The organism is Leptolyngbya sp. BL0902, assembly GCF_016403105.1.
Classification (GTDB): domain Bacteria; phylum Cyanobacteriota; class Cyanobacteriia; order Phormidesmidales; family Phormidesmidaceae; genus Nodosilinea.
This window is the reverse complement of the sequence record NZ_CP046155.1, coordinates 2,823,635-2,843,703: the sequence shown is the minus strand read 5'-3', so window position 1 is coordinate 2,843,703 and position 20,069 is coordinate 2,823,635. Positions and strand designations below refer to the sequence as shown.

The 20,069-nt window shown below is 58.7% G+C and carries 18 protein-coding genes, 2 tRNA genes and 1 pseudogene; 8 read left to right on the top strand and 13 right to left on the bottom strand.

Annotated elements, in window-relative coordinates:
• Nucleotides 1-649: 649 nt before the first annotated feature.
• Nucleotides 650-2,821: a glutamine synthetase III gene (locus GFS31_RS12530; RefSeq protein WP_198805142.1), complete on the top strand. Its 2,172-nt coding sequence runs from the start codon at nucleotides 650-652 to the stop codon at nucleotides 2,819-2,821.
• 74 nt (nucleotides 2,822-2,895) lie between these two features.
• Here GFS31_RS12530 and GFS31_RS12525 read toward each other — a convergent pair whose 3' ends face one another.
• Entirely contained in the window at nucleotides 2,896-3,792 is an 897-nt protein-coding gene (locus GFS31_RS12525) for a polyphosphate kinase 2 family protein (RefSeq protein ID WP_198805141.1), read from the bottom strand.
• A gap of 146 nt (nucleotides 3,793-3,938) precedes the next feature.
• Here GFS31_RS12525 and GFS31_RS12520 point away from each other — a divergent pair, with 146 nt between their 5' ends.
• A complete protein-coding gene (locus tag GFS31_RS12520) occupies nucleotides 3,939-4,832 on the top strand; it encodes a DUF72 domain-containing protein (RefSeq protein ID WP_198805140.1) in 894 nt (297 codons plus the stop codon).
• A gap of 72 nt (nucleotides 4,833-4,904) precedes the next feature.
• Here GFS31_RS12520 and GFS31_RS12515 read toward each other — a convergent pair whose 3' ends face one another.
• From GFS31_RS12515 to GFS31_RS21005, 5 genes and pseudogenes are all read right to left on the bottom strand, one after another.
• Nucleotides 4,905-5,126 (bottom strand): DUF4327 family protein, encoded by a 222-nt coding sequence (locus GFS31_RS12515; RefSeq protein ID WP_198805139.1) that lies wholly within the window; start codon nucleotides 5,124-5,126, stop codon nucleotides 4,905-4,907.
• A gap of 385 nt (nucleotides 5,127-5,511) precedes the next feature.
• On the bottom strand, nucleotides 5,512-6,165 hold the full coding sequence (locus tag GFS31_RS12510; protein ID WP_198805138.1) for a histidine phosphatase family protein: 654 nt from the start codon (nucleotides 6,163-6,165) through the stop codon (nucleotides 5,512-5,514).
• A gap of 12 nt (nucleotides 6,166-6,177) precedes the next feature.
• Nucleotides 6,178-6,822 carry a histidine phosphatase family protein gene (locus GFS31_RS12505; protein ID WP_198805137.1) on the bottom strand — a complete coding sequence of 215 codons (645 nt, stop codon included), beginning with the start codon at nucleotides 6,820-6,822 and terminating at the stop codon, nucleotides 6,178-6,180.
• Between the two features lie 76 nt (nucleotides 6,823-6,898).
• Nucleotides 6,899-7,492, bottom strand: a complete 594-nt coding sequence (recR, locus tag GFS31_RS12500; RefSeq protein ID WP_198808193.1) for a recombination mediator RecR — start codon at nucleotides 7,490-7,492, stop codon at nucleotides 6,899-6,901.
• A gap of 231 nt (nucleotides 7,493-7,723) precedes the next feature.
• Nucleotides 7,724-8,583, bottom strand: a pseudogene (locus GFS31_RS21005) (ISAzo13 family transposase).
• 446 nt (nucleotides 8,584-9,029) lie between these two features.
• On the opposite strand from GFS31_RS21005, the gene GFS31_RS12485 reads away from it, so the two are divergent.
• The gene (locus tag GFS31_RS12485) at nucleotides 9,030-9,236 is read left to right on the top strand and encodes a hypothetical protein (protein WP_198805135.1); all 207 of its coding nucleotides are present in this window, start codon (nucleotides 9,030-9,032) and stop codon (nucleotides 9,234-9,236) included.
• A 30-nt stretch (nucleotides 9,237-9,266) separates the two neighbouring features.
• On the opposite strand, the gene GFS31_RS12480 is transcribed toward GFS31_RS12485, so the two are convergent.
• Nucleotides 9,267-9,428, bottom strand: a complete 162-nt coding sequence (locus GFS31_RS12480) for a hypothetical protein (RefSeq protein WP_198805134.1) — start codon at nucleotides 9,426-9,428, stop codon at nucleotides 9,267-9,269.
• Between the two features lies 1 nt (nucleotide 9,429).
• Nucleotides 9,430-9,636 carry a type II toxin-antitoxin system HicB family antitoxin gene (locus GFS31_RS12475; protein ID WP_198805133.1) on the bottom strand — a complete coding sequence of 69 codons (207 nt, stop codon included), beginning with the start codon at nucleotides 9,634-9,636 and terminating at the stop codon, nucleotides 9,430-9,432.
• Nucleotides 9,637-9,699: 63 nt separating this feature from the next.
• On the opposite strand from GFS31_RS12475, the gene GFS31_RS12470 reads away from it, so the two are divergent.
• Nucleotides 9,700-9,876 (top strand): hypothetical protein, encoded by a 177-nt coding sequence (locus GFS31_RS12470; RefSeq protein ID WP_198805132.1) that lies wholly within the window; start codon nucleotides 9,700-9,702, stop codon nucleotides 9,874-9,876.
• A gap of 172 nt (nucleotides 9,877-10,048) precedes the next feature.
• Here the strand turns inward: GFS31_RS12470 and GFS31_RS12465 are convergent, their stop codons facing one another.
• The 3 genes from GFS31_RS12465 to GFS31_RS12455 form a co-directional block, all read right to left on the bottom strand.
• Entirely contained in the window at nucleotides 10,049-10,498 is a 450-nt protein-coding gene (locus GFS31_RS12465; protein WP_198805131.1) for a hypothetical protein, read from the bottom strand.
• A gap of 64 nt (nucleotides 10,499-10,562) precedes the next feature.
• A tRNA-Gly gene (locus GFS31_RS12460) sits at nucleotides 10,563-10,634 on the bottom strand.
• A gap of 52 nt (nucleotides 10,635-10,686) precedes the next feature.
• Nucleotides 10,687-13,824, bottom strand: a complete 3,138-nt coding sequence (locus tag GFS31_RS12455) for an efflux RND transporter permease subunit (protein ID WP_198805130.1) — start codon at nucleotides 13,822-13,824, stop codon at nucleotides 10,687-10,689.
• Nucleotides 13,825-14,220: 396 nt separating this feature from the next.
• Between GFS31_RS12455 and GFS31_RS12450 the strand changes: the two genes are divergently transcribed.
• Nucleotides 14,221-15,315, top strand: a complete 1,095-nt coding sequence (locus GFS31_RS12450) for an aromatic ring-hydroxylating oxygenase subunit alpha (RefSeq protein WP_198805129.1) — start codon at nucleotides 14,221-14,223, stop codon at nucleotides 15,313-15,315.
• A gap of 66 nt (nucleotides 15,316-15,381) precedes the next feature.
• On the opposite strand, the gene GFS31_RS12445 is transcribed toward GFS31_RS12450, so the two are convergent.
• The gene (locus GFS31_RS12445) at nucleotides 15,382-16,473 is read right to left on the bottom strand and encodes an ABC transporter substrate-binding protein (protein WP_198805128.1); all 1,092 of its coding nucleotides are present in this window, start codon (nucleotides 16,471-16,473) and stop codon (nucleotides 15,382-15,384) included.
• A 207-nt stretch (nucleotides 16,474-16,680) separates the two neighbouring features.
• A complete protein-coding gene (locus GFS31_RS12440) occupies nucleotides 16,681-16,971 on the bottom strand; it encodes a DUF3493 domain-containing protein (RefSeq protein ID WP_198805127.1) in 291 nt (96 codons plus the stop codon).
• A 97-nt stretch (nucleotides 16,972-17,068) separates the two neighbouring features.
• Between GFS31_RS12440 and GFS31_RS12435 the strand changes: the two genes are divergently transcribed.
• From GFS31_RS12435 to mgsA, 3 genes are all read left to right on the top strand, one after another.
• Nucleotides 17,069-17,140, top strand: a tRNA-Thr gene (locus GFS31_RS12435).
• 195 nt (nucleotides 17,141-17,335) lie between these two features.
• Entirely contained in the window at nucleotides 17,336-18,640 is a 1,305-nt protein-coding gene (locus GFS31_RS12430) for a TldD/PmbA family protein (RefSeq protein ID WP_198805126.1), read from the top strand.
• Between the two features lie 111 nt (nucleotides 18,641-18,751).
• Nucleotides 18,752-20,062 carry a methylglyoxal synthase gene (gene mgsA, locus GFS31_RS12425; protein ID WP_198805125.1) on the top strand — a complete coding sequence of 437 codons (1,311 nt, stop codon included), beginning with the start codon at nucleotides 18,752-18,754 and terminating at the stop codon, nucleotides 20,060-20,062.
• Nucleotides 20,063-20,069 lie beyond the last annotated feature (7 nt).

Genomic DNA, 20,069 nt, shown 5'->3' with positions numbered 1-20,069 from the left:
TGCCGCAGTCATAAATTTATTTGGATAGAGATAACCTACACCATCAGCCCAGAAATGTATCCTGAGCTTAGGGAGCTGCAATATTCGGCCAGGCTTGGCTTACCGGGCGAAGGTGTTATGTCGCCTAGCTTAACATTTTGTTTAAATCCTGCGAAGGATAAACAGGCAAAAATGTTCCCAAATTTACCAAAAGTTGATTTGGTACCGATTCCATCCCGATGATACCCCACCCCATATCCTAGCCACCCCTGACCTCAGCCCCCCTAGGGCAAGGCCCAGGGATCAATGGGTGTTGCTTGATGTTACAAGGGTAGCGTCCGACACAAAAGTACGACTACTTCAGCCGTATTATTTCTTAGTATTCAGGTTATTATGGCCGCAAAAAACTGGTCATTAGCCGCCCAAGCGCAGGTTATTCATCATCCTAGGGCGTCAGATTAAGTAATCTGGCGGCTTTTTTAGTGGTTAATCTTCTGCGTAAGGCTTTGGCGGAACTGCACAGGTTGGCTTAGCCTGCTGCTGCGGGTTGTTGTTAGCCCAGGTTTGCAGGGCCAGGGTCGTAGTCATCATCGAGCGTCTGAAGGGTTAGCCCCCAAGGGCTAGTGTCCAAAATCGAACGCCCAAAATCTAGCGTCATTAGGAGATTGCTATGAGTGGAAACGAGTTACGCGCCCAAGCCATTGCCACCATTGCTAGCCGCCCCAAGGTACCCGTAAACCCGCCCAGCAAGCTGGAGGAACTGTGGGCCAAGGACGTGTTTAGTCTGGCGAAAATGCAGGAATGCCTGCCCAAGTCGGTGTTCAAGTCCCTCCAGAGCACCATCAAGCACGGCACGCCTTTGGATATGTCGGTGGCGGATGTGGTGGCCGTAGCCATGAAGGACTGGGCCGTGGCCAAGGGGGCGCTCTACTACTCCCATATGTTCTTCCCCCTCACCAACGCCACCGCCGAAAAGCACGATGGCTTTATCTCCGTGCAGAGCGATGGCTCGGTGATTTCAGAATTTTCCGGCAAGGTGCTGGTGCAGGGCGAACCGGACGGCTCCAGCTTCCCCAACGGCGGCATTCGCTCCACCTTTGAAGCGCGGGGCTACACCGCCTGGGATGTCACCAGCCCCGCCTTTGTGATGGACACCGAAAACGGCGTCACCCTGTTTATTCCCACGGTGTTTGTGTCTTGGACGGGGGAAGCCCTCGACAAGAAAACCCCGCTGCTGCGATCCAACGCCGCCATGAGCAAGGCCGCCACCCGCGTGCTCTCGCTGCTGGGCCACACGGATATTGCCCCGGTCAACTCTAGCTGCGGGGCCGAGCAAGAATACTTCCTGGTGGATGCCAGCTTCGCCACGGTGCGCCCTGACCTGCTGCTGGCGGGCCGCACTCTGTTTGGCAAGGCTCCGGCCAAGGGCCAACAGTTTGACGACCACTACTTTGGGGCGATCCCAGAGCGGGTGCAGGTGTTCATGCAGGATGTGGAGGAAAAGCTCTATCGCCTGGGCATTCCCGCCAAGACCCGCCACAACGAAGTGGCCCCCGGCCAGTTTGAAATCGCCCCCTTCTTTGAAGCCGCTAACGTGGCCAGCGACCACCAGCAGATCATCATGACCGTGCTGCGGAACACCGCCAAAAAGCACGGCTTCCTCTGTCTGCTCCACGAAAAGCCCTTCTCCGGCATCAACGGCTCCGGTAAGCACGTCAACTGGTCGGTGGGCAACGCCACCCAGGGCAACCTGCTGGATCCCGGCGACACCCCCCATGCCAACGCCCAATTTTTGGTGTTCTGCGGTGCGGTGATTCGCGGCGTCCACAAGTATGGGCCACTGCTGCGGGCGGTGATTGCCAGTGCCAGCAACGATCACCGCCTGGGGGCCAACGAAGCCCCTCCGGCGATCATCTCCATCTACCTGGGCAGTCAGCTCCAGGATGTGTTTGACCAGATCGCCAGCGGGGAAGTCACCGGATCCCAAGCCAAGGGCGAGATGGACCTAGGGGTAGATACCCTGCCGAAATTTACCAAGGATGCCGGAGACCGCAACCGCACCTCCCCCTTTGCCTTCACCGGAAACCGTTTCGAGTTTCGGGCTGTGGGTTCGGGTCAGTCGGTATCGGGGCCGCTGGTGGCCATGAACACCATCCTGGCCGACTCCCTCAACTGGGTAGCCGACCAAATGGAAGCCAAACTGGGGGCCGGGGTTGAGCTGAACGTCGCCATCCACGATATTCTGCGCGACATCATCCACGACCACGGCAAGGTGGTGTTCAACGGCAACGGCTACTCCAGCGAGTGGCACGAAATGGCTGTCAACGAGCGGGGGCTGGCCAACCTCCGCACCACCGCCGATGCCCTGCCCGTACTGCGGGAACAGTACATCGAAGATCTGTTTGCTAACGCTAAGGTGCTCTCCCCGGTGGAACTGGGTAGCCGCTTTGAAGCCTACTCCGAGCAGTACATCCAGCACATCGAAGTGGAAGCCAAACTGGTGATCTCCATGGCCAAGACCATTATCTACCCCGCCGCCGTCCGCTACCTGGGCGAACTGGCCAAAACCATCGATAGTCTGACCGGAATCGGCATCGAATTTGGCAAGGACAGCGCTGTTAAAGTCGCTGAACTCACCAAGGACATGATGGCCAAGGTGGGCAACCTAGAGGACATGATGACCAAGCACTTCACCTCCGTGGAAGAGCACATGCAGTTCTGTGCCCAAACCCTCCGCCCCCTGATGGACGAGGTGCGGGAATATGCCGACGCCCTGGAGGGTGAAGTGGCCGACGACCTCTGGCCCCTGCCCACCTACCAGGAAATGCTGTTCATCAAATAGCCCCAGCCCCCCTGGGCCAGATTGATAGGGATATCGCCAGGTCTTCGATGCGCTAAGACCTGGCTTTTTTGCGGTTAATCTTCGGGTTCGCTTTCTAGGCGTTGTTTGGATTCCTGGAGTCGTTCCAGGTGGTTGGGTTCCACTTCGGGGTAGGTCAAATTCAAAGACTTCAGCTTTTGGTGAATGAAATGGGCCACCGCAAGGCGGGTAAACCACTTGTTATCGGCGGGGATAATGTGCCAAGGTGCCCAGTCGGTTCCGGTGTTGGTGAAAACATCTTCGTAGGCCGTTTGGTAATCATCCCAGCGGGCGCGATCTTCCACATCGGAAAGGGCAAACTTCCAGTTCTTCTCAGGACGATTGATACGCTCTAGAAATCGCCGTTTTTGTTCAGCTTTGGAAACATTGAGGAAAAACTTCATCACCACAATGCCATTGTTAACTAGATATTTTTCAAAGTTGTTGATTTCTTCAAACCGCTGCTTCCAAATGTTGCCCTTGCGGGTACTAGGCGGTAGTTGCTGTCGGTCTAGCAAGTGGGGGTGAACCCGAACAACAAGCACTTCTTCGTAGTAGGAACGGTTAAAAATGCCAATATTTCCCCGTTCTGGCAAACATCGAAAAGACTTCCAAAGATAGTCATGATCCAGTTCCTCAGCGGAGGGTGGCTTGAAGCTAAACACCTGGCATCCTTGGGGATTCACTCCAGACATCACATGCTTAATAGTGCTGTCCTTTCCGGCGGCATCCATCGCCTGAAAAATCAGCAGCAGGGCATAGGTATTTTGGGCGTAGAGAATATCCTGATAGCGGGCGAGTTCTTCAATTCCGGCTTCAAGGTATTCCCTAGCTTCTTTCTTTTTAAAGTCGCCCGTAAATCCTGGATCAAAGTCCTTGAGCTTGATTTTCTTTCCGGGCTTGGCCATCATGACTTCAGGCTGCATGGCCGCGATGAAGGATTTGGAGTCCATAGGATGTGCTGTGGAAGGTTTTTCCTAGCAAAGCGCCTTTTTGGGCAACTTAACCCAGGCTTAAGGAATATTTAGCCTCATTGCCAGAAGGCCCGCATCGACGCCCCCGATGCCTCTCTCCCCCATGCCGTGGCACAATGCTTGCCATGGATAATCGTTATTTCACGGGTTGCGCCGTTTGGGCGTTCAAAGATTGGGTGGGCTCGTTCTATCCGAAGGGGAGCAAGGCTGGAGATTTTCTGCGCCTCTATGGTGAGCGGATGACCGCCGTGGAAGGCAACACCACGTTTTACTCGATGCCCGACGCCAAAACCATTGGGCGCTGGGCGGAGACGATGCCCCCTGGCTTCCGATTCTGTCCCAAAATACCGAAGGTCTTTTCCCATCAGGGTAAGCTGCTGCCCCATTTAGAGGGGGCTCAGCGGTTTGTGGAAACCCTATTGCCCTTGGGGGATCGCCTTGGCCCGGTATTTCTGCAACTGCCGCCCACCTATAGCCCCGCCCAGGGGGCCGACCTGCGAGACTTTCTCACCCAGTGGCCCCGGCAGCGGTTTCCCATTGCGGTGGAGGTGCGTCACTTGGATTGGTTTGCGGCACCCATTGCGAACCGCCTCAACCAAGTGCTGACGGAGTTGGGGGTGGGGCGGGTGCTGCTGGATACGCGCCCCATTTACGACGGCATAGAGACCGCCGACGAAGATCCTCAGTTGGGGTCTGAACGGCGTAAACCCCAGGTGCCGCTTCAGCCCGTGGTGACGGCTCCGTTTACGATCATTCGTTATATCAGCCATCCCAGCTTTGATCTCAATGAACCCTATCTGGCGGAATGGACGCCCCGTATAGCCCAGTGGTTGGCCGATGGTACCGAGGTTTATTTCTTCGCCCACTGCCCCCAGGAGATGAAGTCTCCCCCAGTGGCCCAGGCGATGTACCACCGTTTGCAACAGGCGGGGGTAGATTTGCCTGATCTGCCCTGGGACGTGTGTTTAAAGCAAGAAGCCGAGGTATCCGCTGCCTCGGCTCAACTAAGTCTGTTCTAATGAGTTTGTGCTGGAGAATTTAGGCGCAGGGTGCATTCACAAAGCAATGCAACGATGACTACGCTCATCAACCTAGTCGTTTTCCCAATCTTCGCGGCCCATCAGGTCGGCGACCCGATCCCGCAGGAGAAAACCGGAGGATTCAAGCTCAGCTTCGACAAAAACCCACTCGCGAGCAGGAATATGACGGCAGAGGGTATAGATGGGCTGTTGGCGACCCACTAGGCCACATTGAACTAAATGGCGGGCCTCATCACGAATAAGATCGATGGAGTAGTGGAGAGACTGAAGCATAGCTAAACCCTGAAATAGCGAAGGGGCAATAGAAAAGCAGGCATAAAATCATATAGCTGTTCCCCCGTGAACTAGTTAAACCTCAGATTAAAAACACGCTTTCATCAAGCACTTTGCCCCAAGAGGGGGCATCCAAGGGGAACTTTGGATACATGCAGACAGGAATCAGGGATTCCGTATCTCAGTTTACTGATATTTTTCTGAAGTTGGGGGAAGAAGTTTGGCCTTATTTTCCCCTTAATCTTTTATCCGTGCCATTAACAAATGTAGTGATCTTCTGCAAGGGATGCTCTCCCGCACTGTAACACTCCTTCACCCTTCCCGGACGCCCGATCCTCTGGCGATGTTCCGTGGGCGGGTTGGCGCTTGGGCTGTATGGCCTCATCTACCCATCCGACCCGTTGCCAGCCCAGGGGCGGCGCAGGTGCAGGGGCAGGTGGCTACAGTCGTTGAATCGGCGCACAAAGGGGCCATAGTCCTGAAGCTCCACAATGGAAAGGGACGTGACGGGCCAAGCCAGTCGATCCCGGTAGCGGCCCACATCCACCCCCAGCAGGGTACAGAGCATGATCCGCAGGGTGGCTTTGTGGGAAACAATCAGCACGTTGCCGTCGGGGTAGGTTTCCTCCACTTCAGAGAGCACATCGGCGATGCGGCGGGCGACGTGGATGCCCTTTTCGCCCTGGGTGGGGCTGTTCCAGGCGGGGTCGGCCAGCCAGCGAATGTAATCGTCGTGAAATTGGGTGTTCACCTCGGCGGGGGACATCCCTTCCCATTTGCCAAAGCCCAGTTCTCGCAGGCTGTCGCGGCATTCCACCTGAAGCCCAGTGGCGCGACAGAAGGGCTGAAGGGTAGTGATGGCGTGGTGGAGGGGGCTGCAAAAAACGGCTTGCCAATCCATTTGATAGTAGGCTTTGGCGAAGAACTCGGCCATCTGCTGCCCCCGATCCGTCAAGTCCACCCGGTCGCGGCTACAGTAGCGTCCGGTGCGGCAGTATTCAGTTTCGGCGTTGCGAAGCAGATAGAGCCTCAGGGTCATAGTGGGCCGTCCTTAGGTGGAAGGAAGGGATCGCAGGGCATCGCTGAGGTGGGAGCGGTCGGCGATGGTGTGGAACAGCGGCCCCCGTTTCGCCAATTCCACCACGCTGACAGCGGCCACGGGCATATCCATCCGGTCTCGGTAGCGGCCCACGTCAATGCCCAGCAGGGTGCAGAGCATAATCCGAATGGTGGCCTTGTGGGAGACGATGAGAATGTGGCCGTGATGGTGGGTGCGCTCAATTTCGTCTAGCACCTGGGCCGACCGTCGGGCAATGTCCACCGCCCGCTCGCCGCCCACCGGGGCATACCAGGCCGGGTCGGTCAGCCACGCCACATACTCATCATGGTGCTCCCGATCCACCGCCGTGGGGTGCATCCCTTCCCAAATGCCGTACATCACCTCGCGCAGGCCGTCCCGCAACTGCATCTCCATGCCCACCCGCTGACAGAGGGGCTTGGCCGTTTCCACCGCCCGCCGCAGGGGGCTCACGTAGGCGGCGGCCCAGGGTAGGGTGGCGTAGGTTTCGGCAAATTCTTCGGCCATGGCGACGCCCTCTGGGGTCAACCCAGGATCATTTTCTGGCCTGCCGCAATAGCCCCCGGTGAGGCTGTAGGCGGTCTGGCCATGCCGCAAAAAGTAGAGAAATACGCCCATCGGTGCCCTGCCTTAACCCCAGAAGGCCCCCGCCCTCGCCGTGCTTTCTCTACTCTAACCCACCAGTGACGGTGCCCTAATCCAAATCCCGCCGCCCTTCTAGCGCCCTGGCCAGGGTGACTTCATCGGCATATTCCAGGTCGCCGCCCATGGGCAGGCCAAAGGCAATGCGAGTGACGCGGGTAAAGGGCTTCAGCAGTTGGCCCACGTACAGGGTCGTCGTGTCACCCTCAATGCTGGGGCTGATGGCCATGATCACTTCTTTAATGCCCTCCTTATTCACCCGATGCACCAGGGGGCCAATGTTGAGCTGTTCCGGGCCAATGCCATCCATGGGGGAAATCAGCCCGCCCAGGACGTGGTATTTGCCCCGATACTCGCGGGTTTTTTCGATGGCGATCACATCCCGCGAATCGGCCACCACACACAGGGTTTGCGGATCGCGGCTGGGGGCACGGCAAATGTCGCACACCGGATCCGCCGACAGGTGAAAACACACCGAACACTGCCCCACCTGAGATTTCGCATCCAGCAACGCCTGGGCCAAGGCTTGTACCTCCACCTGGGGCCGCTTGAGGATGTGCAACGCCAACCGCTGCGCCGACTTGGGGCCAACGCCAGGAAGTCGCTGGAGTTCTTCAATCAATCGGGCCAGGGGACGGGTGTAGATGGCGGGGCTCCTTTTTTGGGATGGAGGACAGGGCGATGGGGGGATTGGGGGACGGAGGGACGGGCTACATATAGCGAAGATTATTGTATCGCCTGGGTGCAGTCTCGGCGGCAGGACTGGGAGGGCTGGTTGCCTGACACATCTCCAAAGTAGGTTGGGTGCAGCGAAGCGGAACCCAACACTTAGGAACGTGGATTAAATAACCTGTACTTCTGGGACGGCAGTGTAGTTTCATTGTGGTAAGACATCATCAAAGACAATCGTCATCGTAGCTTTGAAGTCTTCAGCGACTTTTCGTCCTATTTGATAGGGCTTGTCGAGGATGGTCGTAAACACCTTCAGTCCGGTGCGCGTCGTCGTCCGGGCGATGAGGTCTTGAACCGTCTGGACACGGTCAAAGATCATGCCTTGACAGGCCCGTGAGACATGGGGAAACAAGCGATGCTCAATCGGATTGTACTTGGAGGTATACGGGGGATAGTGAGCGATGGGAATTTCGACTCCCAGTTCATTGGCCAACCCTTGCAAGTCCTGCTTGAAAATGTAATGGCGTGAGCTATTGCGGCCTCCCCCATCGCATAACTGCAAAATCGAGGTGGCGAGTGGGTAGCGACTTTTGCCATAGGTGTTCCACCAATGGCGAATCGAGTCACAGGCAAACTCGGTGGTATCGTGGCTGGTGCCGATGTGGATGTAGCCCACGTTATCCGTCAGGTCATACAACCCATGGGGAATGGCGACTCCAGTAGCCAGACTGGCCCAGTCGTGGTCAAACACCTCAATGGGTTCCTGCGTGTAGAGGGTGCCCTCCCGGTACAGCGGGCCAATCCATTCTCTTTTTTTGTGTCCATGCTCATCACCGGGTTGCCCGCTACCTGATAGGTCTCCTTCAAGCGCTCGATGGTCTCAAATGGCTCATGACGGTGCTCACTGGTTCCCGTGGCCAGCGCTTTCACCGCTTTGCGTTTCCGAAAATGGTGCTTCTTTAACAACGGGTCCACCACCGTCACACTCACCGTGATGCCCTCGTCTTGAAGCAAAGCGGCAATCTCGTGGCGCTTGAGATTCGTCCACTTGAGCGTTTCATCCATGGGAGAACCCGCCGTATGGCGTTCCAGCACCCGCAAAAAGGCCTCGTCTAAGCCAGCCATGGTGGCCAGGGCTGATTTTCGCCCCCCACCAGGCTGGCGAACTCGCTCCTGGTCGAGGGCTGCAATATCGTTCAGTTCGGCTAGACCTAGCGCCAAGGTGGCGTGATGGCATCCCAAGAGTCGCCAAAGATGGGCTTGCCCGCCATACCCTAATTTCATCGCTTCGATGGCCGCATAGCGGCGACGATCCTTCTCGGACAACGACTGGTAGTACCGCTGCATTTGAGCTTCTACGGAGGCAGGGTAGGCAATGATCATCTATCGGCTCCTCTCGCTTCCTCTCTAGGATAAGAGCCCAACCCAAAGTATTACACCTTATTCAATCCGCGATCCTTAGTGTCGTACACAATAGAGACAGGCCCACCCTACCCAGATACAGAACCGCTATGGAACCCACCGCCTCCCTCGATTTACAAGCACTCAAGATGCTCATCAAAGACAGCGTCCGAGAGGTGATGCGCGAAGAGTGGTTCAAGTTCTTTGACCTGCTCCTTCCCTATGTGGACACCCAAGAACAAGCCGAAATTGAAGCCTCATTTTCTCCCGCCGACCACAGCGATGAAGACTTTGTAGAAATTACTCACTATCTATGAGCGACGATATCAAAATCACCGTATTGGAAATTAGGATCTAGCCTGATGGCGGGCTTGGATCCTTGCGGCAATCAACGCTCGGCGGGTATCACGGTCTGACAATCCTCCCACCGAAAGCAAATGCTGAGGAATGCCACCCATCCGCTGCAAAACCGTCGGCCCAGCCTGTTCCGTCGCCTCAAAAGCAGCCATGCTACACCAAAACATTCACTTCGCGCCGTTGATCACTAGGAACCAATTCTGCGATAGCGGCCAAATATTCTTGAATCGCCACCTGAATATTGGCTATGGCCTCGGCCTCGGTTTCTCCCTGAGACCAGCACCCCGGCAACCCAAGGCAAGACACACTATACCCTTCCTCAGAGGGATAAAGCGCTACAGTATAGGTGAGTGATCGCATCTCAACCACCTCTCTCTGCTAATAAACATAGGCTGCATCACTCAGATCATATCCCACAATCCCATGCCCCCCACGGAACCGCCCAACCAAGGCTTTCAAGACCTAGTCGATACCCTAGGCTATGTTGATGCGGTGCGCTTTATCAAACAGTTCGACCAAGGCCACGGCGACTACACAAAAGACCGCACCCAGTGGCTCGACCACCTCACCCTCGATGAGATTCTGTCTCCAGATTTCTAGAGCACCGATGCAGCAACATTACTTCGGTTATGCAGCCCACCGTGGTGATGATCTGGCTAGTGCAAGTTGAGAAAAACCCTACCACTGCACTGTGGTAGCGGTCGGCACCGTTATTGAAGTGGTAGGGTGCCATTCGCGAAGCAATGCACCCCCGAAAAGCTAGGCACCGACATCACCCACCACGCTGGGTTTCAGCAGGTTCCGTATAGTCGCAGAACGTGCGCAGGCCAATTTTGAGAATCCACAGCACCGCCACCGTCGCAATGGCCGGACTCATCCAGGGCAGCGCCACCAGCTCCACCACATAGACAATCAACCCCGTTAGCAGAGCCGCCTGGGCCGGGTTTTTGTTGTATTCCTCCACCTTTTCCCGAAAGCTGTCATCACCACACAACTCCCGCCGCAGGTTCGCCAATAGCACCTGGCGCAGGGTCTTGCCGCCGCCCCGATCCGTCTCCCCATAGACCGCTGACCCCGCCGCCGCCATCGCCAAATCCTCCAGGCTGGCCTCCAGGTTGCCCCGGTGCTGGTGCAGATTTTCCAGGGCCGTCTGGGCCGGAGCGTAGTGTTGCAAAAGCGACTGGGCCGACTGAAGTTCTGCCGTTGAAAGCGTATTTGCCATAGCCATTATGGAAATCTTGGTAGCTCAGATTAGCACTGCCAGAACTCTTGCGGGCCATTTTGAAAGCGGGTGATGAGACTCGAACTCACGACATTCAGCTTGGGAAGCTGACGTTCTACCACTGAACTACACCCGCGAGGTGCGCTGGCCAATGACCAACGGATACCTATTATAGGGCTATTTGGGGGCTATTTACTCAGCGTATACTCCTTGGGCGGAACTTCTTGGGGGGTGGGGGGCTGGGGGGTGGAGTCGCCCCCGGTGAGGCGGTGGATGAGATTGCCGATCATGCTATTCAGGCGGTCGATGTAGGTGTAGAGGACGGGCACCACGACGAGGGTGAGCAGGGTGGATGTGGTGAAGCCGCCGATGACGGCGATGGCCATGGGGCTGCGGGTTTCGCCGCCTGCACCGAGTTCGAGGGCGATGGGCACCATCCCAGCCATGGTGGAGATGGAGGTCATCAAAATCGGGCGAAAACGGGTGACTCCGGCTTCCACAACGGCATCACGGCGGGTTTTGCCCCGTTCCTTGGCCATGAGGGCGTAGTCCACCAGCAGGATGGCGTTTTTGGTGACAAGGCCCATCAGCAGCACGATGCCGATTAGAGCGAAGAGTCCGAGGGGTTTTTGGAAAATGAGCAGGCCCAGCAGGGCACCGCCGACGGAGAGGGGTAGGGCGGCCATCACCGCCACGGGGTAGATGAAGCTGTTGTAGAGCAGGACGAGGACGGCGAAGATCATCAGTACCGCCGTGGCCAGGGCGAGGCCAAAGCGGGTGAAGATGTCGCGCATGATTTCCGCTTCCCCGGCGGGCTGCTGGGTGACAGCGGCGGGCAGATTTTGCATGGTGGGCAGGTCATCCACTAGGGCCAGCCCTTGGCCGAGGGTGATGCCCTGGAGGTTGCCGCCGACGGTGACTTGGCGAGAGCGGTCGAAGCGGTCGATTTGGGCAGGGCCGCTGCCAAAGCGCACCTCGGCGACGGCGGAAAGGGGTACCAGGGCTCCGGTTTGGCTGGGCACGCGCAGGGTTTGCAGCAGGATGGGGTCGTCGCGGAATTCGGGGGCGATTTGGACGCGGATGGGGATTTGGCGGTCGCCCAGGTTGAAGTCCGCTAGGTTGGCGTCGGTGTCGCCCAGGGTGGCGAGGGAGGCAGTGCCAGCGATGGCTTGCACGGTCACACCCAGGTCGGCGGCGCGGTCGCGGTCAGGGATGATCTGCACCTCTGGCCGCACTAGGCTGGCGCTGGAGCTGACATCCACCAGGCCAGGGACGCCGCGCATTTCGCGGGTGAGGGCGTCGGAGGTTTCCCGGAGGGCAATGGGGTCATCGCTTTTGAGGACGACGGTGAGATCCTTGCTTTCGCCCCCGGCCCCCTGGCTTTGGAAGGTGACGCGGGCACCGGGCACCTGTTCAAACAGGGGGCGAATCTCCTGCTCAAACTGGCGTTGGGAGACCTCACGCTCGTTTCTGGGCAGCAGGCGCACGTAGAGGGTGGCTTGGTTGACGCCGCTTTCGCCGCCCTCGGTGGACAGCACGGCGGAAACGGCGGGGTTTTCTAGCAGGCCATCGGTGACTTGGGTGGTGGCCCGCTGGGTATCGGCCAGGGTGGCACCGGGGGGCAGTTCCACGGTGATGGTGGAGAGGCCGGAGTCGCTGGCATCGAACAGGTTGGTGGGAATGTAGGGCACCAGACGCAGACTGCCCACGAAGAAAATCAGGGCCAGGGCCAGGGTCACACCTCGGTGGCGCAAGGCCCAGCGCAGCAGCCGTTGGTAGAGACCGGGGCGGCGACGGGTGCCGTTGCTGTCAAAGGTTTCCAGGGGATCATCGCCGAAGACGGTCTGGGGTTTGGATTGGAGCAGGTAGGCCGCCATCATCGGCGTCACCGTGCGGGCCACGATGGTGGAGAATACCGTCGCCGTGGCCACCGTCACCCCAAAGGGCTGGAAGAACTGCCCCGGAATGCCGCCCATGAAGGCCACGGGCAGAAACACCGCCACGATGGTGGCCGTCGTCGTCACCACCGCCAGACCGACTTCTGCGGTGGAATCCAGCGCCGCCTGGAAGGGCCGTTTGCCCATGCGGATGTGGCGCTCGACGTTCTCGATTTCCACAATCGCATCGTCCACCAGGTTGCCCACCGCCAGGGTGAGGCCCAGCAGGGTCATGCTGTTGAGGGTGTAGTCGAACCAGCCCAGCACCCAAAAGGTGGGGATAATCGACAGGGGCAGGGCCGTGGCCGTAATCAGCGTGGCCCGCCAGTCGCGCAGGAACACGCCCACCACCACCACCGCCAAAATACAGCCGAGGATCAGGGAGTCGATAGAAGCCTGGTAGGAATCACGGATTTCCGTGGCGCGGGTGAAGATGAGCTCTAGGCTGACATCCTCCGGCAGGGTTTGCCGCAGCCGCTCCACCGCAGCCGTCACGCCATCCTCCACCGAGACGAGGACGCTGCCCGTGCTGCGAAAGACCTGGAACGCCACCACGGGGTCGCCGCTGAGATTAGCCGCCTGCCGCACCTCGCCAAAATCTAGGGACACCTGGCCCAGACTGGTGAGGGGCACCGTGGCACCATTGGGCAGCACAATCCGGGCAGACTGCATATCCTCCACCGTTTCGGCACTGCCCAGGGTACGGAAGCTTTGTTCCTGCCCGCTCAGGGTGGCCCGTCCGCTGGGCAGGTTGATGTTCAATGCGCGGATTTGGTCGTTCACCTGGGTGGCGGTAATGCCGAGGGCATCCAGTTGTTGCGGATCCAAATCAACCCGAATTTCTGGGTCAACGCCGCCCACCCGGTCTACCCGCGCCACACCGGGCACGGTCAAAATTTCCTGACTGATGGTGCGATCCACCAGGTCACTCAGTTCCTCCACGGATCGCCGATCTGAGTTCACGGCGTACGTCACCATGGCGCTGCCGCCAAACTCCAGCCGCCGAATCACGGGTTCCTGGCTGTTGCCAGGAAGGTCACTGCGAATCCGCGTCACCGCATCCCGCACGTCGTTGGTGGCCCGATCCACATCGGTACCAAGGATGAAGGAAATCACCGTCGTCGAAGCGCCATCCCGCACCGTGGAGCGGATTTCGTCGATGTCGCCCAATCCGGCCACGGCATCCTCAATCTTGCGCGTCACCTGGGTTTCCAGTTCCTCCGGCCCCGCCCCCACCTGGGTCACAGTGACGGTGACGGCGGGAAACTCGATATTGGGGTTTTCGTCAATGCCCAACTGCCCAAAGGACAACAGCCCCGCCAGGGTCAGCACCAAAAAGGTCACGATGATGGGTACAGGGCGACGAATAGACCAGCCGGAAATGTTCATAGACTCAGGAGAGAGATTCAGGATTGAGAGAGGGGGATTGAGGCTGGAAACACGGGGGAATATTAGGTCGGGACGCACGTTCGACCAGGGCCTAGCCACGCCCAGGAAGGCTCGAAGATCATTGTAGATCAGTCCTATGGGTGATCGGGGGATGCCGTCGTGCCCTTCGTCGCGACCCAAGGCAAGGCCAAGCTAGTTTACGAATCGGCTCAGGCTTCGTAAAGTAGACTATCGAGCGTTCTTACCTAGGGCGCTTCCAAGGCTAGAGCAGGCGGGCCTTCCGGTGGGCCTTCCCCTATACTTTGATCGGAATTATCTGATCGGAATTATCGGAATAACCGGAGTTGACCTTGATGGGTTGCCATCACAACACAGCATTACCAAGTGAGCCAAGCGATGGATGTAATTGACCTGCAATCGGTGACGGCGGTGGCCGAATCCCCTAAACCAGTCGCGCAGCCTAAGGCCAAGGCGCTGCGGCAGTTGGGCATCAACCTCAACCACTGGTATGTGGTGGCCCAAAGCACAGAGCTGACGGACAAACCCCTCGCCCGCACCCTGTGGCACCAGCCGATTGTGCTCTACCGCAACAGCCAGGGGCAGGCGGTGGCGGTGGAGGATCGCTGTCCCCACCGTCAGGTCAAGCTGAGTGAGGGCACCATTGAGGGCGACAACATCACCTGCGCCTACCACGGCTGGCAGTTTGCCCCCAACGGCACCTGCGCCCACATTCCCTACCTAGAACCCCAGCAAAAGCTGCCCACCTGCACCCTACGCACCTATCCGGTGAAGGAAATGGACGGCTTTATCTGGCTGTTTCCGGGGGAAGCGGACTTAGCGGATCAGGTCAAACCCATGGGCGTACCAGAGTTTGACCACCTCAACTTCATTGGGTCGGTGGCGGTGATTGACGTGCAATCCCACTACTCGTTTTTGATCGAAAACCTGATGGATATGTACCACGGCCACCTCCATGGCGGGGCACAGGTGTGGGCCAATGCCGTCCTGGCAGGTCTAGAAGCCGACGAGAACCACGTCCACGCCCACTACGACGCCGAAAGCTACTACCGCATCGACAAAATTTGGTCGGCCACCCAGTTGCTCATCCCTGCCCTGCGGAAACTGCACCCCGAACCCCTGGACGTGTACTACTACTACCCCCACTGGATGTCTACCCTGGGGGAAGACTTCAAAATCTACTGCCTCTTCTGCCCCATCAGCGAGACCCACACCCGCGCCTACCTGCTGCACTTCACCTCTTTGGGGCGTTTCCCCAAGCTGCACAAAACCCCCGAAGCCGTGCGGCGCTTCTTCAAAAACGCCTTTACTAACTCCGCCAGCTTTGTGCTGCGGCGGCTGGTGCGGGAGGACGTGCTGATGCTGGAGCAGGAGCAGCAAGCCTTTGACGCCAACCCCGCCTACAAAGGCCCCGAACTGAACCGCACCCTGACGGCGGTGCAGCAGTTGATCCGGCAGCAGGCCGCGCAATAGCTGTCTCAAAGGCCCCTAGGATTCCCCAGAAACGAGGATCCTAGGGGCTCCGGCTACGCTAGGCCCCTAGAGCATCCGCTCAGATTGGGGCGGCAGATAGTTGGGGTCAAACACCGCCTCAATGCTGGGCACCGTGGTGAGGCCAAAGCCCTCAGCCACTTGGGCAATAGTGGCCTCTAGGCGATCTGGATCCACGCCGCCTAGACCGATGGTTGCCGTTTCTGGCCCGGTATACAGCCGCTCCATGGCGATCTGCATCCGCTCAGCCTCGATGGCGGTATCAAAGAGTTCGTCATCGGCATATTCGGTCACAACGGCGAGGGCGGCTTCGGGATCGGCGAGGGTGGCCTGTAGGCCCCGGATGTAGGCCGCCACAAAGCCCCGCACCACCTCAGGATTCGCCTCCAAGAAGTCTCGCCGGACAATCAGGGCGTTGCCGTAGAGGTCGAGGCCGTGGTCGTTGTAGTAGAACACGTTGAGGCTTTCCTGGGGCAAGCCCAGTTTTTGGCTAAGCACGGGCAGACAGGAGATGGAGAAGCAGGAAATCCCGTCCGCGTTGTTTTGGGCCAGCATACTCTCCCGCAGTTGGGGTTCCACATTCGTCCACTGCACACTGTTAGGGTCGGCCCCTACCTCCTGAGCTAGCACAGGCCACAGTCGCCGTGGCCCATCCCCCGCCGGAGCCGCTAGGTTGGCCCCGCCCAGTTTGGCTGGTTCGCTAAACTCAGAATCGGCTTTGGTGACAATCACAAAGGGAGAACGGTTGAACTTAATAGCCACCGCCACCAGTTGTTGGTCAGGGTTTTTCTCGTTAAACTCCATCATCGAGTACATATCCCCTTCGCCGATGTCGTACTGCCCAGCGGCGATTTTGGTGATGGAATCGGCGGAACCAAAGCCCCGCTCAAAGGTGACATCCAGACCTTCCTCAGCAAAGTAGCCCCGTTCTAGGGCGATGGCTAAGGGCGCATCCACCCCCTGAAACAGCCAAGATAGCGTGAACCTCACGGGGGTGAGATCCGCTGTGTTGGGGGCAGCGGCGTCGGTCGTGGTCTCAGCAGTATCAGGGGTGGCGACCTCTGTGGTACCCGCACAGCCCATCACCGTCAGCGATGCGGCCAGCAAAAGAGAACCTAATAGGGGGCGAAATGCGGTCATCTTGAAAGGACTCCGTTACCAGAAGAATTTGCTAAAAAACAGCTAAAAACCGCAGACCCCTCTCAAGGGAGGGCTGCCGTCTGGTTCTAGATATAGAGTCTGTATGTAGACAAATGAGTAGCCTGGACTACGAATCAGTCCGCCTGCCCGTTGTCTTCAGGAGATAGCCCAAGACCAATTGGCCTGCTCACCGACGGGCCAACCGCCCTAGTCCGTCTTTTTGGCACCCCGACTCTCCAGCCACAGCAATAGCCCCGCTGTTCCGAGCACCCCAAACTGAATCAGCAGATTGAGGCCCAAATCCGCCGTGGCCCGCCCCGCCAGCCCCTGGGTGATCATAATAAATGCCCCAATAGCTGCCGATGCCCCCGCCGTTAGATAAACCACCCGCCGCAATCCTCGATAGGGGGCTTTCGCCTCCGCCCGCAGTCGGGCATACCGCTCAGGGCTCATACCCTGGGGGGGGCGATTGGGCGGCGGCGCATCGGGCAGGGTCATTGCAGGGGCTCCTCAAAAAATTCCTCCCCCATCCCTGGGGAAAAGGGCCATCCATAGACGACCCACCCTGTTATACTAATTGACTGTGAGTTCCTATGCCGATGTGGCTCAGTGGTAGAGCACTCGATTCGTAATCGAGCGGTCGCGGGTTCAAATCCCGCCATCGGCTTTAGTCAAGATTGGGTTTAGTGCAGCTAGGGGCCTCGTCTAGAGTGGTGGCGGGTCTGGTGGTGTGGCAAAGGGCTGGATTAAATAGACCGCAATCGAGGCTATGCCGTGAGCACCGTAGAAGGAATAGGCTTTCCAGGGGTACCACAATCCAGGAAGATGGGAAGACATTGATTTACCTTGGATAGCCCCGTCTATGGTTGCTGGCCTCACGGACGATTCCCTTGCTGAGAAACTCCTCGATCTGGCCCTACGTTCGGGGGCGGAGGCGGCGGAGGTGCTCCAGTCGCGCTCCCAGTCGCGTCCGGTGTTTTTTGAAGCCAACCGCCTGAAGCAACTGGAAAGCTCGGCGGCGCTAGGAACGGCGCTGCGGCTGTGGGTGAAGGGTCGGCCCGGTTTGGCGGTGGCCTACGGGCCAGTGGATCCTCAGCCCATTGTAGACAAGGCCATGGCCATTAGCGCCCTCAACGATCCTGAGCCTGTCAACCTCACGTCGGGCAGCCGCCAGCGCTATCCCGACCTGGGCCAGACGGTGCCTGTGGATCAGTTAATCACCTGGGGGCAAGCGGTGATTGACCGGGTGCGGGCCGCCTACCCAGAGGTGATCTGCGGCGTGGAAATGGAGTGCGACCTGGAAACCACCCGCATCCTCAACAGCCAGGGGCTAGATTGCGCCTACAGCGACACCACGCTCAGCGGCTATGCCTCCGCCGATTGGGTTCGGGGGGACGACTTTCTAAGCGTCAGCGATGGTCAGACCCAGCGCGATAGTTTAGATGTGGTCAGCCTAGCAGAGCAACTGATCCAGCGGCTGCAATGGGCGGAGACTTCGGCCTCGGTCATCTCTGGGCGGCTCCCTGTGCTGTTTACGGCTAAGGCAGCGGATATGCTGTGGGGCACCCTCCAGGCCGCCCTCAGCGGTAAGCGGGTGCTAGAACGATCCTCCCCCTGGAGCGATGGCCTAGGGCAGGGGATGATTTCTCCCGCTATCACCCTCTACCAAGACCCGGAGGCTGGCCCCTTTAGCTGTCCCTTTGACGACGAAGGCACCCCCACCCAGCGGTTAGTTTTCATTGAGAAAGGCGTCCTGGCGCTGTTCTACTGCGACCGCAAGGTGGGCCAACAGCTAGGGGGCCAGTCTACGGGGAACGGCTTTCGACCGGGCCTCGGCAGCTACCCCACCCCCAGCCTCTACAACACCCTCATTACCCCCGGACAGCGCACCCTAGATCAGCTGATTGCCAGCATCGACCACGGCATTTTGGTGGATCAAATCCTGGGCGGCGGGGCGGGTATCTCCGGCGACTTTTCCGTCAATATCGACCTGGGCTACCACATCCACCGGGGCCAAATTGTCGGGCGCGTGAAGGACACCATGGTGGCGGGCAACGTCTACAGCGCCCTCAAGGACAACCTAGACCTCGGTGCCGATGCCGACTGGAACGGATCCTGCTACACTCCCTCGGTGCTGGTGGATGGGCTGTCCGTCACCAGCGGCTAGCCCCACGGCTGGTTTAGGCTGCGCTATCCTAGCTATCTCTACAGGACAATCTCCACCGGGCCATCTTTCCTGGGGTAGATTGCCCTGGCCAACTCATTCCCCCACCTCCCCATGCCCACCCAAATTGCCCTAATTGCCCACGACGGCAAAAAAGATGACATGGTGGCCTTTGGCCAGCGATTTAAGGGGATTTTATCCCGCTATCACCTGATTGCCACGGGCACCACGGGCGGGCGCTTGCAGCAGGCGGGGCTATCGGTGGAATGTCTGCTGTCTGGGCCCTTGGGGGGCGATGCCCAAATCGCGGCCCGCGTGGCGGTGGGCGAGGTTGCTGCGGTCATTTTCCTCATTGATCCGCTCTACGCCCAACCCCACGAGCCAGACATTCGTGCCCTGCTACGGGTGTGTGAGGTGCATAACATCCCGGTGGCCACCAACCTCGCGACCGCAGAGGCGGTGATCAAGCACATCGGCAAGGCGCGTATTGCCCAGTTGATCTTCAATCCTGTCTCCGGCCAAGGCAACCCTGACAACGACCTCGCCCTGATTAAGCGGCTGCTAGAACCCCAGGTGCAGGTGAACGTGATTGTCACCAGCCCCGATGTGGCCGCCGCCGACCAAGCACGGGAGGCCTTGGCCAAGGGGCCGGATTTAGTGATTGCCTCCGGTGGCGATGGCACCGTCTCGGAGGTGGCGGGGGCCGTGATGGAAACCGGGATTCCCCTCGGCATTATTCCCCGTGGCACAGCCAACGCCTTTGCCGTCGCCCTGGGCATTCCCACGGGCATTCAGGGAGCCTGCGGAACCATTCTGGCGGGCAATACCCGCACCGTAGATATCGCCCGCTGCAACGGTAGGCCCATGATTTTGCTGGCGGGGCTGGGGTTTGAGGCCGACTACGTCAACCGAGCCAACCGCGAAATGAAAAATCGCTTTGGGGCCTTGGCCTACCTCATGGCCGGAGTGCAGCAGCTCAGCGAAGCCGATACCTTTGAAGCCACCCTCGAACTCGAAGGTGCAGAACACAGCGAGGAACAGATCCTCAAGGGCAGCTTTACTACCTCCGCCATCACCATTGCCAACGCGGCCCCGGCTACCTCCGTCTTGGCCCAGGGGTTTGGGGAAGTGCGCTACGCCGATGGCCTCCTCGACATTACCATCAGCACCGTCAAAACTCGTATGCAGGCCATTAGCGCCCTCACCAGCCTCTTTGCCTCAGCCCTTGTCAGCAGCCCCACCACCCACGAAGGCATCCTCTGCCTGCGCGGGTCGCGGGTCAAAATTACAACGGACACCCCCCGCCCTGTGGTGGTCGATGGCGAAATTATTGGCACCACCCCCGTTGATATCGACTGCATCCCCCAGGGGTTGACCGTGCTGACGCCCCTCGCCAAAGAACAAAATTGGTGGCCTACCACCTAGCCCTCCC

Excerpts from the sequence above, each read along its gene's own strand:
- GFS31_RS12465 (WP_198805131.1), bottom strand. The coding sequence starts at position 10,498 with ATGGCAAATACGCTTTCAACGGCAGAACTTCAGTCGGCCCAGTCGCTT.
- GFS31_RS12520 (WP_198805140.1), top strand. The coding sequence starts at position 3,939 with ATGGATAATCGTTATTTCACGGGTTGCGCCGTTTGGGCGTTCAAAGAT.
- GFS31_RS12450 (WP_198805129.1), top strand. The coding sequence starts at position 14,221 with ATGGATGTAATTGACCTGCAATCGGTGACGGCGGTGGCCGAATCCCCT.
- GFS31_RS12525 (WP_198805141.1), bottom strand. The coding sequence starts at position 3,792 with ATGGACTCCAAATCCTTCATCGCGGCCATGCAGCCTGAAGTCATGATG.
- GFS31_RS12445 (WP_198805128.1), bottom strand. The coding sequence starts at position 16,473 with ATGACCGCATTTCGCCCCCTATTAGGTTCTCTTTTGCTGGCCGCATCG.
- GFS31_RS12530 (WP_198805142.1), top strand. The coding sequence starts at position 650 with ATGAGTGGAAACGAGTTACGCGCCCAAGCCATTGCCACCATTGCTAGC.
- GFS31_RS12430 (WP_198805126.1), top strand. The coding sequence starts at position 17,336 with ATGGTTGCTGGCCTCACGGACGATTCCCTTGCTGAGAAACTCCTCGAT.
- GFS31_RS12440 (WP_198805127.1), bottom strand. The coding sequence starts at position 16,971 with ATGACCCTGCCCGATGCGCCGCCGCCCAATCGCCCCCCCCAGGGTATG.
- GFS31_RS12505 (WP_198805137.1), bottom strand. The coding sequence starts at position 6,822 with ATGGGCGTATTTCTCTACTTTTTGCGGCATGGCCAGACCGCCTACAGC.
- GFS31_RS12455 (WP_198805130.1), bottom strand. The coding sequence starts at position 13,824 with ATGAACATTTCCGGCTGGTCTATTCGTCGCCCTGTACCCATCATCGTG.
- GFS31_RS12515 (WP_198805139.1), bottom strand. The coding sequence starts at position 5,126 with ATGCTTCAGTCTCTCCACTACTCCATCGATCTTATTCGTGATGAGGCC.
- GFS31_RS12480 (WP_198805134.1), bottom strand. The coding sequence starts at position 9,428 with ATGGCTGCTTTTGAGGCGACGGAACAGGCTGGGCCGACGGTTTTGCAG.
- mgsA (WP_198805125.1), top strand. The coding sequence starts at position 18,752 with ATGCCCACCCAAATTGCCCTAATTGCCCACGACGGCAAAAAAGATGAC.
- GFS31_RS12510 (WP_198805138.1), bottom strand. The coding sequence starts at position 6,165 with ATGACCCTGAGGCTCTATCTGCTTCGCAACGCCGAAACTGAATACTGC.
- GFS31_RS12470 (WP_198805132.1), top strand. The coding sequence starts at position 9,700 with ATGCCCCCCACGGAACCGCCCAACCAAGGCTTTCAAGACCTAGTCGAT.
- GFS31_RS12475 (WP_198805133.1), bottom strand. The coding sequence starts at position 9,636 with ATGCGATCACTCACCTATACTGTAGCGCTTTATCCCTCTGAGGAAGGG.
- GFS31_RS12485 (WP_198805135.1), top strand. The coding sequence starts at position 9,030 with ATGGAACCCACCGCCTCCCTCGATTTACAAGCACTCAAGATGCTCATC.